This window comes from Trinickia mobilis (assembly GCF_017315705.1).
GTDB lineage: Bacteria > Pseudomonadota > Gammaproteobacteria > Burkholderiales > Burkholderiaceae > Trinickia_A > Trinickia_A mobilis.
The window spans coordinates 16548-29113 of sequence record NZ_JAFLRF010000035.1 but is presented as its reverse complement, the minus strand read 5'-3'; the positions used below and the strand labels follow the sequence as shown (position 1 = coordinate 29113).

Genomic DNA, 12566 nt, shown 5'->3' with positions numbered 1-12566 from the left:
GATGCGCGTTCGACGCGCGAAGAGCCGATCCGGTTCTATGTAAGCGCTGAACGCGGGCGCTCGCGCCTCGCGTTGCCGGCCACCGGCCTGCAACAGCGAGTGGTAGCGCGCTTTTTTCGAGCTAGGCAGATTTTAGCAGGTGCTAATATGTCCAAATAGCGCGACGGCCGCACCTGCCGGCCGGTGCGCGCCCCGTCCAGCGGGGCGCGAGGCGGGTTTGACGGTCTGCCGTCATGTGAGTCGATCAAAACGAAAAAAGGGAGTTGATTATGCTGGTCACCTTTAAATGTCGCGCGGCGCCGGACGTCGTGATGCTGGAGAATCTCGCGCAGTACCTGGTCGGCATCGTCGGCAAGCAGCTCGGCAAGCGCGGGGTCATCACGTACGAGGAAATGGGGACGGCCATCTCGAAGCTCGAATCGGCGATCGTTACTGATAAGAAGGAGCGCCAGGAGCACGAAGGCCATTTCCACGAGGGTGAAGACGGGCACGAGCATCACGAACTGCCCATCGGGCTCGCGCAGCGGTCGTTTCCGTTCCTCGACATGCTCCGTGCCGCGCAGCGGGAAAACGTCGACGTGCTGTGGGGCGTTTGACGCGGGCCGGGCGCCGCCGTTTTCAGCGGCTGCTTGGGGCCTGGTCGATCGAGCGGTACCGCCTCCGTGGCAGGTGAACGAGAAAGAGCCCGCTGAAAGCGGGCTCTTTCGTTTCCGAGACCTGGCGATATCTCGACGCGCCGCAGCGCACCATCGTCGTTATTGGCTGGCGCCTTGCGGTGCGGCCGTCTCGGAGCTGGCGGCTTTCTTCTTCATCTTCTTCGGCTTCTTGTGATGCTCTTCCTTCGGGGCCGAATAGGAGCTCGTCGCACTCGCTTCAGACGCCCCGCCCTGAGCCCAAACAACTGACGATCCCCCCACCAGCGACAGCGCAATACCCAGCAACGTCAGCTTCTTCATACGATTTTCTCCGCAACGATTGAAGGAAAGGCCGAAGGACGCGCGACGCAGCGGCGTCCCCGGCTTCAGGTGCTACCGTCCGCTAGTTTAGAAAGGTGAAAAAAAGCTTGCCGAAAATCTTCGTAATAACAAAAACGGACCGTTGACGTATAGCCACGGCCTTTTTGGCGGGCATCGGCCCGCCCGCCGTGCCTTACAGCAAAGGCGCCAGGGCCCGTTCGGCGTCGGCCGTCGAGAGCGCCATCCTCCGCGCGTAGTCTTCAAGCTGGTCGCGGCCGATCTTGCCCACCGAGAAATACGTGCTGTCCGGATGCGCGAGGTGGAAGCCCGACACGCTTGCCGCCGGCAGCATCGCGAGCGACTCGGTCACGCTCATGCCGATTTCGTCTGCCTGCAGCACGGCGAACATGTCGCGCTTGACGAGGTGATCGGGGCAGGCCGGGTAGCCCGGCGCCGGGCGGATGCCGGAGTACTTTTCGGCGATCAGCGCGTCGCTGTCGAGCGTTTCGCCGGCGGCGTAGCCCCACAGGTCGCGCCGCACGCGTGCATGCATCGCCTCGGCGAACGCTTCGGCGAAGCGGTCGGCCAGCGCCTTCAGCATGATCGAGCTGTAGTCGTCGAGGTCGGCTTCGAACTGCTTTTCCTTCGCATCGACGCCGATGCCCGCCGTCACCGCGAACATGCCGATGTAGTCGGCGACGCCCGATTCCTTCGGCGCGATGAAGTCGGCGAGCGACCGGTTCGGCCGCATCACGCCGTCCACGACCGGACGCACGCTCTGCTGGCGCAGGTTGCGCCACGTGAGCGCGACTTCGGAGCGGGTGTCGTCGGTGTAGATCTCGATGTCGTCGTCGTTGACGGTGTTCGCCGGCAACAGCGCGATCACGCCGTTTGCCGTGAGCCAGCGGCCTTGGATCAGGCGCGCAAGCATCGACTTCGCATCCGAGAAGACGCGCCGCGCCGATTCGCCGACGATCTCGTCGTTCAGGATCGCCGGGTAGGGGCCGGCCAAGTCCCAGGTCTGGAAGAACGGACCCCAGTCGATATAGTTCGCGAGCTCGTTCAGGTCGTAGTTTTTGAAAACGCGGCGGCCGATGAACTTCGGCTTGACCGCCCGGTAGTTCGCCCAATCGATCCTCGCCTTGTTCGCGCGCGCTGCGGCGAGCGTGACCATCGGCTGCGCCTTCTTGTTCGCGTGCTGGTGGCGGATGCGGTCGTAGTCGGCCTTGAGCTCGTCGAGATACTTCGCGGCGCCCTGGTCGGACAAGAGGCTCGACGCGACCGACACCGAACGCGACGCATCCGGCACGTACACCACCGGACCTTCGTAGTTCGGCGCGATCTTGACGGCGGTGTGGACGCGCGAGGTGGTCGCGCCGCCGATCAAAAGCGGGATCTTCTTCACGCGGAAGTAGTCGTCACGCTGCATTTCGGAGGCCACGTAGGCCATTTCCTCGAGGCTCGGCGTGATGAGCCCCGACAGCCCGATGATGTCCGCGCCTTCGACCTTCGCCTTCGCGAGGATATCGTTGCACGGGACCATGACGCCCATGTTGACGACTTCGAAGTTGTTGCACTGGAGCACCACCGACACGATGTTCTTGCCGATGTCGTGCACGTCGCCCTTCACGGTGGCGATGACGATCTTGCCCTTCGCGCGCACCTCGCCGCCCGCCGCGGCGAGCTGCTTCTTCTCTTCTTCAATGAACGGAATCAGGTGCGCGACGGCCTGCTTCATCACGCGCGCGGACTTCACGACTTGCGGCAGGAACATCTTGCCCTGCCCGAACAGATCGCCGACGACGTTCATGCCGTCCATGAGCGGCCCTTCGATCACGTTGATCGGCCGGCCGCCATCCGCGGCGATCTTCGCGCGCGCTTCCTCGGTATCGTCGACGATGAAGTTCGTGATGCCGTGCACGAGCGCATGCGCAAGACGCTTCTCGACCGGCTGGTTGCGCCACTCGAGGTTTTCTTCCTTCTTCGCGGCGCCGGTCTTGAACTTGTCGGCGATTTCGAGGAGACGATCGGTTGCGTCGTCGCGGCGGTTCAGGATCACGTCCTCGACGCGCTCGCGCAACTCGGGGTCGAGCTCCGCGTAGACGCCCAGCTGGCCCGCGTTGACGATGCCCATGTCCATCCCCGCCTGGATCGCGTAGTAGAGGAACACGGTGTGGATCGCTTCGCGCACCGGGTCGTTGCCGCGAAACGAGAACGACACGTTCGACACGCCGCCGCTCACCTTCGCGTACGGCAGGTTCTGCTTGATCCAACGGGTCGCTTCGATGAAGTCGACCGCGTAGTTGTTGTGCTCTTCGATGCCGGTCGCAACGGCGAAGATGTTCGGATCGAAGATGATGTCCTCGGGCGGAAAGCCGACTTCGTTCACGAGGAAGTCGTAAGAGCGCTTGCAGATTTGGGTCTTGCGCGCGAACGTATCGGCCTGGCCTTGCTCGTCGAACGCCATCACGACGGCTGCGGCGCCATAGCGGCGGATGAGGTTCGCGTGATGCCGAAAGGCGTCCTCGCCTTCCTTGAGCGAAATCGAGTTGACGATCGCCTTGCCCTGCACGCACTTCAAGCCCGCTTCGATCACCTCCCACTTCGACGAGTCGATCATGATCGGCACGCGCGCGATGTCCGGCTCGGACGCGATCAGATTCATGAAGCGCACCATCGCCGCTTTCGAATCGAGCATCGCTTCGTCCATGTTGACGTCGATGACCTGCGCGCCGTTCTCGACCTGCTGGCGCGCGACGGCAAGCGCTTCGTCGAACTGGCCGTTGAGGATCATGCGCGCGAACGCCTTCGAGCCGGTCACGTTCGTGCGTTCGCCGACGTTGATGAAGAGCGTTCCTGAAGTGACGTTGAACGGCTCGAGGCCGGACAGGCGCATCGGGTGATCGGTCATGGCGAGTGCGGTGTTAGAAGGAGAAGGGGTTTCGTGTGGCGCCGGACGGTTCGGATTCGGCTTGGACTCAAGTGGCTTGGACTCAAGTGACGCTGACGACGCTCAAGCCACGTCGCGATACTGGCTCGGCCATTTGCGCGGCTTCACTTCGGCGAGCGCGCGGGCAATGGCGGCGATGTGCTCCGGCGTCGTGCCGCAGCAGCCGCCCGCGACGTTCACGAGGCCTGCCTGCGCGAATTCCTTGAGCAAGCCGGAGGTGACGTCAGGCGTTTCGTCGAAGCCGGTGTCGCTCATCGGGTTCGGCAAGCCGGCGTTCGGATAGCACGACACGTATGCGTCGCAGAGCTTCGACAATTCCGCGATGTACGGCCGCATCAGCGCCGCGCCGAGCGCGCAGTTCAGGCCGAACATGAGCGGCTTCGCGTGACGCAGCGAATTCCAGAACGCTTCGACTGTCTGCCCCGACAGAATGCGGCCCGATGCGTCGGTAACGGTGCCCGAGATCATGATCGGCAGCCGCTCGCCGGTGTCTTCGAAGAGCTCGTCCAAAGCGAACAGCGCGGCCTTGGCGTTGAGCGTGTCGAAGATCGTCTCGACGAGGAACAAGTCGGCGCCGCCGTCGAGCAAGCCCTTCGCCTGCTCGTAGTACGCTGCGCGCAATTCGTCGAAGGTGATGTTGCGCGCGCCGGGGTCGTTGACGTCGGGCGAGATGCTCGCCGTCTTCGGCGTCGGCCCGATCGCGCCCGCGACGAAGCGCGGTTTATCGGGCGTCGAATACTTGTCGCAGGCGGCGCGCGCGAGCTTCGCGGACTCGACGTTCATTTCGGCCGCGAGCGATTCCATCCCGTAGTCGGCCTGCGCGACGGTGCTCGCGCCGAAGGTGTTGGTCTCGATGATGTCCGCGCCCGCCGCGAGATACTGCTCGTGAATCTCGCTGACGATCTGCGGCTGCGTGAGCGACAGCAGTTCGTTGTTGCCCTTGATGTCGCGCGAATAGTCCTTGAAGCGCTCGCCGCGATAGCTGGCTTCGTCGAGCTTGTGGCGCTGGATCATCGTGCCCATCGCACCATCGAGAATCAGGATGCGCGTTTCGAGCAGCGCGGGCAGCGCAGCGCCGCGCGTGTAGTGCGTCGCGCGCCGGACGGCAGCGGTGGAGACGGGCTGGTTCATATCAAACGAGGGCTTGCGCCGGCATGTACGGGAAGTGTGCCATTGTAGCGGTTGCGGGCCGTGCCGGCTGAGGAGGGGCGACAGCCAAAGCGCTAACTCGGGTCGACCGCTTTGCATGGGACCGGAGTAAGTGCTGAAGCACTAACTCGGGTCGATCGCCTTGCATGGGACCGGAGTAAGTGCTGAAGCACTAACTCCGGTCGACAAAGAAAAACCCCGTCCGGCAAGGAACGGGGTTCCGGTTGCGGCCGCCATGCTTGGCCGCCTGAGTGAGCCTGAGTGAGGTGCCTGCGCGCGGTACCTTAGTGAAGCACCACAGGCTGGTTCATCAGACTATCGAACTGCCCCAGAAACTCATCGACTTCATCAAGCGACGGCTCTTCCTCGATCAAACGTTGGACATGCTCGCGAAAGCGAGCGGCCATTGCGCCTTCGATAAAAATTTCCCGCTGCGTGTTCTTGTCGACGATCTCGTAGCCACCCGCCTTCATCGCGAGGTGGCCGTCTTGCGGCGGAAATTCGACGACGCAGTAGTTCGGGCTGTTGTAGATCATTTGCATGGCGACACTCCTTATTCCGGTTGGCTCCTGGCCTTTCTGCCGCCTACATGGAGCAGGTAGTGTGGAATTTCAAGGGGTGGGCCCGGCGCGACTTTGCAAATTTTTCCGGGCCTGCAGGTTAGACCGGGGTGTTGCGAATCGTTCGTGGCCTTGCGGCAAAAGAGCTCAGTCGGCGTTCGGCGCTTGCGGCGCTTGGGGTCGGCCGAGTCAGGCGCCGGCGCGATCAGGGCTTGTCGTGGGTAAACGCCTCACCGCTGTTAGCGGAGGTGCCAGCGCTGACCGTACTGTTCGCATCTTCCGTGCCTTGGGCGCCGGCGGTGGCGGACGCGGCGAGCTTGCCGCGCCACAGAAGCTCGAACTGCGTGCCGTTCGGTTCCGTTTGCAGGATGCGCACCGGCAGCCAGCCGAGCGACGGCGCGAGCCACACGTCGATGCGCCGCTTGTCGCCGTCCTGGCGCGGCAGGCGCATGAAGTGGCGGGCAGCGACGAAGCCGTCGCGGGTGCGGACCGTTTCGTCTCCGATCGTCTCGATCGGCCAGATCTGTCCGCTGTCGTTATCCGCCACGTAGAACTGGCGGGTGACGCCTGGCCGGTACGTGTCCGGGTCGCCGCGCACGAGGCTCGCGAGCTGCATCACGACGCTGAAGCGGTCCTGCGCGCCGTCGGGGAGCGCAAGTGCGGCCGGCGTCTTCGTGAACGCGATTTGCTTCGTCGTGTGATTGAAGATCGTCACGTCTTCGGGACGGCGGCCGCGTTTTTCGATGTATTGCTCCGGCGCGAGACCGAAGGCGTCGATACGGCCATGGCTCGAGTAGGAGAACGTGCCGACGAACGGCAGCGGCACCGATACCACCATTTCGTAGCTCTGGCCGTCGCTCGACCAGTGGATCGTGCCCGGCTGATTCTGCACGCCGTTATAGAACGTGTCGTAGTTCAGGTCGCCCGACGGCGGGACGGAGAATTTGAGGCCCGGGGCCGGCTGTGCGGCTACGGCGTCGCTTGGGCGGGCGTCGCTGGCTGCCGTGCCGCCGGCAGCGGTGCCGCCGGCAGCGCTGCCGGCCGCGGGGGCGCTTGCCGCGGCGGCCTCCGATGCGGCCACTGTCGTCGCTGTTTGGGGCGCCGCCTGGGGATGGATCGCGCTCAGCACATGCTCGTCCGCTGCGCGCGGCTTGCTCGCGTGCGCAGCGGGCGCCGGATGCAGCGCCGCGCTCGCGGGTTTGCGCTCGATGCGCTGCGGTGTCAGCAGCGCGGCTTGAATGGGGGCGCGCGTCTCATCGGTCGATGTGAACGTGTCGCGATGGCGCTCGAACCACACTCCCGCGACCCAGTGCATCGCGAGCACCGCGACGAGCACCGCGGCCCAGCGCCAGCCGCGCGGCGACGGCGCGCGAGGCTCGCGCGCAGCGACGGTAGCGGGCTTGGTGAGGGTGGTCGACATGAAAACCGGCAGTTTTTACAAAAATGGGTCGAAACGTTAGGGCGCCCGATGGTTCGGCGCGTGAACAGGCTGCTAGGTCAGCGCGGCGTGAACGTAGAAGGAGAGCGAACGGTTTCGACTGCGAGCGAAATGACGATGTTCCGCTCGCGCAAAACTTGCACCCGCACCCAGCGCTGGAGCGCGCGTCGACCGAGCCGTCTCCGGCAACCGCCCAGCGGCGCGCTCGGGGCTACCGTGGCGTCGGACTATACCCGAGTTCATACGAGAGCTTCTTCGCGCAAGCGCGCAGCTCCACGGCGATTTCACCCTCCCAACGGATATCGAACACGCCTTCGTGTCCGAGCGCGATCAGCCCGAGCGCGAGTTCGCCCTCGGCATCGAACACCGGCACGCAGAACGCGTGAATCGTCGGCAGCAGCATGCCTTCGACGCGCGCGCCCTCGTGCTCGCGCACTTCGGCGAGCGCGCGCTCGACCTGCTCGGCCGTGCGCGGCCCGTTGCCATACGCCGAACGCCGGGAATCGGCGAGTTCGCGCTCGATCAGCGCGTCGGTCTTGCTGCGCGGCAGATACGCGGCGAAGAGGAGCCCGGTCGCGGAACCGAGCAGCGGCATCACGTCGCCGAGCTTCAGCGACGCCTTGGCCGGATGGCTCGATTCGGTCCAATGCACGACGGTCGGCCCCTGGTTGCCCCACACCGCGATGCCCAAGGTCTGGTCGAGCCGCTCGCGCAGGTCGGCGAGCGCAAGGCGCGCGAGCTTCACGCCATCGACGCGCGCGAGACGCGCAAGCCCCATCTGCAGCGCGAACCCGCCCAGCTCGTAGCGGCCCGACACGGGGTCTTGCGCGACCACGCCAAGCCGCTGGAAGCTCACCAGATACCGGTGCGCCTTCGCCGGGCTCATCCCGGCGCGCTGCGCGAGATCGCGCAGCATCATGGCGCGCGGCTCGTGAGTGAGCACCTCGAGCAGGCGAAAGCCGACTTCGATCGATTGAATCCCCGAGCGGACTTTTTCCTCGCCGGTGTCGTCGGCCGATTCGATGAGGTCGTCGTCGGCCGGATCGGCCGCGGTGGGGGGATCGAGCGAGGCTTTGGCGGTGCCGAAGCGGTCGGAGGCGGACATGAGCGAGGCGCACAGGCGCGGAAGTGAAGCGGTGCAAGGCCGACTGCGCGCGGGCGTCGTACGAACATCGTACCCATCGTACGAATCGCCGATGCGGCTTTGGCCTCGCGGATTCACCATCGTAAAATAGATTCCCTCTATCGTCACTACAACTGCCCCAATCCTCCTATGAAACTTGCCACGCTGAAGGACGGCTCGCGCGACGGCCAACTGATCGTCGTCTCCCGTGACCTGCGCACTGCCGCCGTTGCCGACGCGATCGCACCGACGCTGCAGCGCGCGCTCGACGACTGGCCGTTCTACGCGCCGCAACTCCACGATCTGTACGACGCGCTGAACCAGGGCCGCGCGCGCCACACGTTCTCGTTCGACGCGAAGGACTGCATGGCGCCGCTGCCGCGTGCATTCCAATGGGCCGACGGCTCCGCCTACGTGAACCATGTCGAGCTCGTGCGGCGCGCGCGCGGCGCCGAGATGCCGCCCGAATTCTGGACCGATCCGCTGATGTACCAGGGTGGCAGCGATGATTTCATCGGGCCGAAGGACGACATCGTCTGCGCATCCGAGGCGTTCGGCATCGATTTCGAAGCGGAAGTCGCGGCGATCACGTCCGACGTGCCGATGGGCGCGACGCCCGACCAGGCGCTAAAGGGCGTGCGGCTGCTCATGCTCGCGAACGACGTGTCGCTGCGCCACCTGATCCCGGCCGAGCTTGCCAAGGGCTTCGGCTTCTTCCAGAGCAAGCCGGCGACGTCGTTTTCGCCGGTCGCCGTCACGCCCGACGAACTCGGCGAGCATTGGCGCGAAGGACGCGTGCACCGCCCGATGATCGTCCACTGGAACGACAAGAAAGTCGGCCAGCCGGATGCCGGCGTCGACATGGTGTTTCACTTCGGCCAATTGATCGCGCACGCGGCGAAGACGCGCAACCTGCGCGCCGGATCGATCGTCGGCTCGGGCACGGTCTCGAACCAGGACGCCAAGCGCGGCTACTGCTGCATCGCCGAGAAGCGCTGCGTCGAGACGATCGAGCACGGCGCGCCGCAGACCGAGTTCATGAAGTACGGCGACACCGTGAAGATCGAGATGTTCGACGAGGCGGGCAAGTCGATTTTCGGTTCGATCGAGCAATCGGTCGCGCCGCTCGACGGCGCAAGTTAAGCGAAGCGGACGCGCTGCCGCCGAGGCGGCAGCGGTGCGCGCAAAGCCGTAGCGGGCGGCATCGGGCGCCGGGTTTCGCCCGATGCCGCATCGAGGGCGCTTCGCTACACTTGGGCGCCTATCGCAATGCCAAGCATTTCCAAGCCGTTCCACGCAATAACAACGACGAAAAGGAGACTGGGATGCAGCGATTCCCCTCGGTAGCGCCGTGCCTTTCACGCTTTGCCATTCGATGCGCCGCCGCCGCTGCGGCGTTCGCGCCCGCGCTGGCGCTCGCGCAGGTCAAGATCGGCCTCGTGCTGTCGCTGACCGGGCCCGCCGCGTCGCTCGGCATTCCGGCGCGCGATACCGCCCTGATGCTGCCGCGCGAAATCGCCGGGCAGAAAGTCGAATACGTCGTGCTCGACGACGCCTCCGACACCACGCAAGCCGTTCAGGACACGCAGAAGCTGATCTCTGAGCAGCACGTCGACGCAATCATTGGTTCGTCGACGACGCCCAACACGCTCGCGATGCTCGATACGGTCGCAAGCGGCGAGACGCCTGCGATCTCGCTCGCCTCGTCGGCGAAGATCATCGAGCCCGTCGACGCGAAGCGCCACTGGATGTTCAAGACGCCGCAAACCGACGCGATGATGGCCTCGGCAATCGCCGAGCACGCGAGCAACCACGGCGTGAAGACGATCGCCTACATCGGCCAGGCCGACGCGCTCGGCGAGACGTTCTACGCCGAAGTCGCGAAGTTCGCGCAGATCCATCACATCGAGATCGTCGCGAGCGAGCGCTTCAGCCGCACCGATCCGAGCGTGACGGGGCAGGTGCTCAAGATCATGGCGGCGAAGCCCGACGCGGTCGTCGTCGGCGCGGCCGGCACACCTGCCGCGCTGCCGCCGAAGACGCTCGTCGAGCGCGGCTACAAGGGCAAGATCTATCACAACCACGGCGTCGGCAATAACGACTTCCTGCGCGTGTGCGGCGCCGACTGCAACGGCACGTTCCTGCCCGCGAGCCCCGTGCTTGTCGCTGCGCAATTGCCGAACGACCACCCGGCCAAGCGCGTCGCGCTCGGCTACATCGCGCGTTTTGAAGCGCAGCACGGCGCGGGCAGCGTGTCGGCGTTCGGCGCGTACGCCTGGGATGCGGGGATGCTGCTCGCCGGCGCCATACCGGTCGCGCTGAAGCGCGGCGCGCCCGGCACGCCGGCGTTCCGCCACGCGCTGCGCGATGCGCTCGAAGCGACGCACGGGCTCGCCGACACGAACGGCGTCGTCGACATGAGCGCGACCGATCACCTCGGGCTCGATCAGCGCGCCCGCGTGATGGTCGAGATCGTCGGCGGCAAGTGGGTGTATCAAGCGCGCTGAGCGTCGCACCGCGCCCCTTTCGACACGCGCAGGCAAATCTCATCGACATTCGATTAACGCCTACCATGAATTCATCGACACCCGGGCGCAGCGCCCCGCAGGACACGGCCATGAACGACGCTACCTTCTATGCCCACTACAAGTCATTGCGCCTGCGCCGGCATCCGCACGGCATCCTCGAAATCGTGATGAGCGGCGAGGGCGCGAACAAGAGCAACCTCGCCACCGCCGACGAGCAGATGCACCGCGAGCTGGCCGACATCTGGCGCGACGTCGACCGCGATCCCGAGACGCGCGTCGCCGTGATCCGCGGCGAGGGCAAGGGTTTCTCGGCGGGCGGCGATCTGCACCTCGTCGAGCAAATGGCGACGCACTTCGACGTGCGCGCGCGCGTCTGGCGCGAGGCGCGCGATCTCGTCTACAACGTGATCAATTGCGGCAAGCCGATCGTGTCGGCGATGCACGGGCCGGCGGTCGGCGCGGGGCTCGTCGCCGGGCTGCTCGCCGACATTTCGATCGCGGCGAAAAGCGCGCGCATCATCGACGGCCACACGCGCTTGGGCGTCGCGGCCGGCGATCACGCGGCGATCGTCTGGCCGCTTCTGTGCGGGATGGCGAAGGCGAAGTACTACTTGATGCTGTGCGAGCCGGTGAGCGGCGAGGAAGCGGAGCGCATCGGCCTCGTGTCGCTCGCGGTCGACGACAACGATTTGCTGCCGAAGGCGTTCGAAGTCGCGACCAAGCTCGCGAACGGCTCGCAGACCGCGATCCGCTGGACCAAGTACGCGCTGAACAACTGGCTGCGCATGGCGGGGCCGTCGTTCGACACGTCGCTCGCGCTCGAATTCATGGGCTTTTCGGGGCCGGACGTGCACGAAGGCGTGCGTTCGCTGCGCGAGCGGCGCGCGCCGGATTTTCCGGGCGGCGATCCGTTCTGAGGCCGGCGCAGTTGCCGCCGGAGCGGCGCGCACAAGGTATGATCGATTGAACCTGGACTGCCTGGTTTTCGATTGAGTCAAACGGAGAAACGCAAATGACCAATACCGCCGGCGCGACGCCGCCTTTTCCCGGCTTCCCGGGTTTTCCGCCTGCCGAGATGCTCGACCAGATGTGGGACATGATGCGTCTCACGCCGTTCGGGTCGGCGTTTCCAGGCATGCAGCCGGGCGCCGCGAGGGGGCTCGGGCCGTCGCTGTCCGTGATGTCGGACATGATGAGTCCGCTCATGAGCGTCGAGGAGCTCGACAAGCGCATCACCGATATGCGCGCGGTCGAGCAGTGGCTCAAGCTCAATCTGAACATGCTGCAGTCCGCGATCCAGGGGCTCGAGGTGCAGCGCGCGACGCTCGCGACGCTGCGCGCGTTCGGCTCGTTCGCGCAGGCGTCGATGGAGCAGGCGGCTCAGGGTGCGCAAGGGGCGGCGGCGAAGGCGGCCGAGGAGACCGCGTCTTGGGCACGGCCGGCCGCGGCGGCGCCGAATGCACAGCCCGATGCGGCTGCGAACCGCGCGGCACTGCCGAAAGACGAGCCCGCGGCGGACAGTGCGCCCAGTGCGGCGCCGTTCGATCCGTCCGTCTGGTGGAATCTGCTGCAAACGCAGTTCAACCAGTTGGCGCAGTTCGCGATGGCGCAGCCGGGCGCGGCGCCCGGCGCCGAGCACGCGGAAGCATCGGACGTGGCCGAGTTCGCGAAGGATGCCGAGCAGGAAGCGCAGGCTGCCGCGAAGGCGGCTACCGGCAAGACAACGGGCGAGTCCGAAAAGACGGCAGCGCCCAAGCGGCCTGCGGCGAAACGCGCTGCGCCCAAGTCCGCCGCCAAGGCGGCGGGCTCGCCGAACGACGACAAATAAGCGCGGGAATACTCACATGATGCGCGCCGGCGCC

The 12566-nt window shown here is 65.6% G+C and carries 11 protein-coding genes; 5 read left to right on the top strand and 6 right to left on the bottom strand.

The genetic code is table 11. The features are described from left to right. Window positions 1-269 precede the first annotated feature (269 nt). Window positions 270-596, top strand: coding sequence for a DUF1840 domain-containing protein (locus J3489_RS29590; protein ID WP_207004379.1), 327 nt, complete (start codon window positions 270-272; stop codon window positions 594-596). A 159-nt stretch (window positions 597-755) separates the two neighbouring features. Here the strand turns inward: J3489_RS29590 and J3489_RS29585 are convergent, their stop codons facing one another. From J3489_RS29585 to J3489_RS29560, 6 genes are all read right to left on the bottom strand, one after another. Beyond that, window positions 756-956 carry an acid-shock protein gene (locus tag J3489_RS29585; protein WP_207004378.1) on the bottom strand — a complete coding sequence of 67 codons (201 nt, stop codon included), beginning with the start codon at window positions 954-956 and terminating at the stop codon, window positions 756-758. A 193-nt stretch (window positions 957-1149) separates the two neighbouring features. Next, window positions 1150-3867, bottom strand: coding sequence for a methionine synthase (metH, locus tag J3489_RS29580; RefSeq protein ID WP_207004377.1), 2718 nt, complete (start codon window positions 3865-3867; stop codon window positions 1150-1152). A 102-nt stretch (window positions 3868-3969) separates the two neighbouring features. Continuing rightward, a complete protein-coding gene (locus tag J3489_RS29575; protein WP_207004376.1) occupies window positions 3970-5037 on the bottom strand; it encodes a homocysteine S-methyltransferase family protein in 1068 nt (355 codons plus the stop codon). A gap of 302 nt (window positions 5038-5339) precedes the next feature. Next, window positions 5340-5597 carry a BTH_I0359 family protein gene (locus J3489_RS29570; protein ID WP_207004375.1) on the bottom strand — a complete coding sequence of 86 codons (258 nt, stop codon included), beginning with the start codon at window positions 5595-5597 and terminating at the stop codon, window positions 5340-5342. 223 nt (window positions 5598-5820) lie between these two features. Continuing rightward, the gene (locus J3489_RS29565; protein WP_207004374.1) at window positions 5821-7035 is read right to left on the bottom strand and encodes a DUF3108 domain-containing protein; all 1215 of its coding nucleotides are present in this window, start codon (window positions 7033-7035) and stop codon (window positions 5821-5823) included. Between the two features lie 229 nt (window positions 7036-7264). Next, entirely contained in the window at window positions 7265-8305 is a 1041-nt protein-coding gene (locus J3489_RS29560; RefSeq protein ID WP_374193501.1) for an IclR family transcriptional regulator, read from the bottom strand. Between the two features lie 21 nt (window positions 8306-8326). On the opposite strand from J3489_RS29560, the gene J3489_RS29555 reads away from it, so the two are divergent. The 4 genes from J3489_RS29555 to J3489_RS29540 all read left to right on the top strand — a co-directional run bounded on the left by J3489_RS29555 (window position 8327) and on the right by J3489_RS29540 (window position 12532). Further along, the gene (locus tag J3489_RS29555) at window positions 8327-9319 is read left to right on the top strand and encodes a fumarylacetoacetate hydrolase family protein (RefSeq protein ID WP_207004372.1); all 993 of its coding nucleotides are present in this window, start codon (window positions 8327-8329) and stop codon (window positions 9317-9319) included. Between the two features lie 182 nt (window positions 9320-9501). Then, on the top strand, window positions 9502-10683 hold the full coding sequence (locus tag J3489_RS29550) for an ABC transporter substrate-binding protein (RefSeq protein ID WP_207004371.1): 1182 nt from the start codon (window positions 9502-9504) through the stop codon (window positions 10681-10683). 110 nt (window positions 10684-10793) lie between these two features. Then, complete coding sequence (locus J3489_RS29545) at window positions 10794-11621, top strand: enoyl-CoA hydratase/isomerase family protein (RefSeq protein ID WP_207004370.1); 828 nt, start codon at window positions 10794-10796, stop codon at window positions 11619-11621. Window positions 11622-11716: 95 nt separating this feature from the next. Further along, complete coding sequence (locus tag J3489_RS29540; protein ID WP_207004369.1) at window positions 11717-12532, top strand: PhaM family polyhydroxyalkanoate granule multifunctional regulatory protein; 816 nt, start codon at window positions 11717-11719, stop codon at window positions 12530-12532. Window positions 12533-12566 lie beyond the last annotated feature (34 nt).

Excerpts from the sequence above, each read along its gene's own strand:
- J3489_RS29590 (WP_207004379.1), top strand. The coding sequence starts at position 270 with ATGCTGGTCACCTTTAAATGTCGCGCGGCGCCGGACGTCGTGATGCTG.
- J3489_RS29585 (WP_207004378.1), bottom strand. The coding sequence starts at position 956 with ATGAAGAAGCTGACGTTGCTGGGTATTGCGCTGTCGCTGGTGGGGGGA.
- metH (WP_207004377.1), bottom strand. The coding sequence starts at position 3,867 with ATGACCGATCACCCGATGCGCCTGTCCGGCCTCGAGCCGTTCAACGTC.
- J3489_RS29575 (WP_207004376.1), bottom strand. The coding sequence starts at position 5,037 with ATGAACCAGCCCGTCTCCACCGCTGCCGTCCGGCGCGCGACGCACTAC.
- J3489_RS29570 (WP_207004375.1), bottom strand. The coding sequence starts at position 5,597 with ATGCAAATGATCTACAACAGCCCGAACTACTGCGTCGTCGAATTTCCG.
- J3489_RS29565 (WP_207004374.1), bottom strand. The coding sequence starts at position 7,035 with ATGTCGACCACCCTCACCAAGCCCGCTACCGTCGCTGCGCGCGAGCCT.
- J3489_RS29555 (WP_207004372.1), top strand. The coding sequence starts at position 8,327 with ATGAAACTTGCCACGCTGAAGGACGGCTCGCGCGACGGCCAACTGATC.
- J3489_RS29550 (WP_207004371.1), top strand. The coding sequence starts at position 9,502 with ATGCAGCGATTCCCCTCGGTAGCGCCGTGCCTTTCACGCTTTGCCATT.
- J3489_RS29545 (WP_207004370.1), top strand. The coding sequence starts at position 10,794 with ATGAACGACGCTACCTTCTATGCCCACTACAAGTCATTGCGCCTGCGC.
- J3489_RS29540 (WP_207004369.1), top strand. The coding sequence starts at position 11,717 with ATGACCAATACCGCCGGCGCGACGCCGCCTTTTCCCGGCTTCCCGGGT.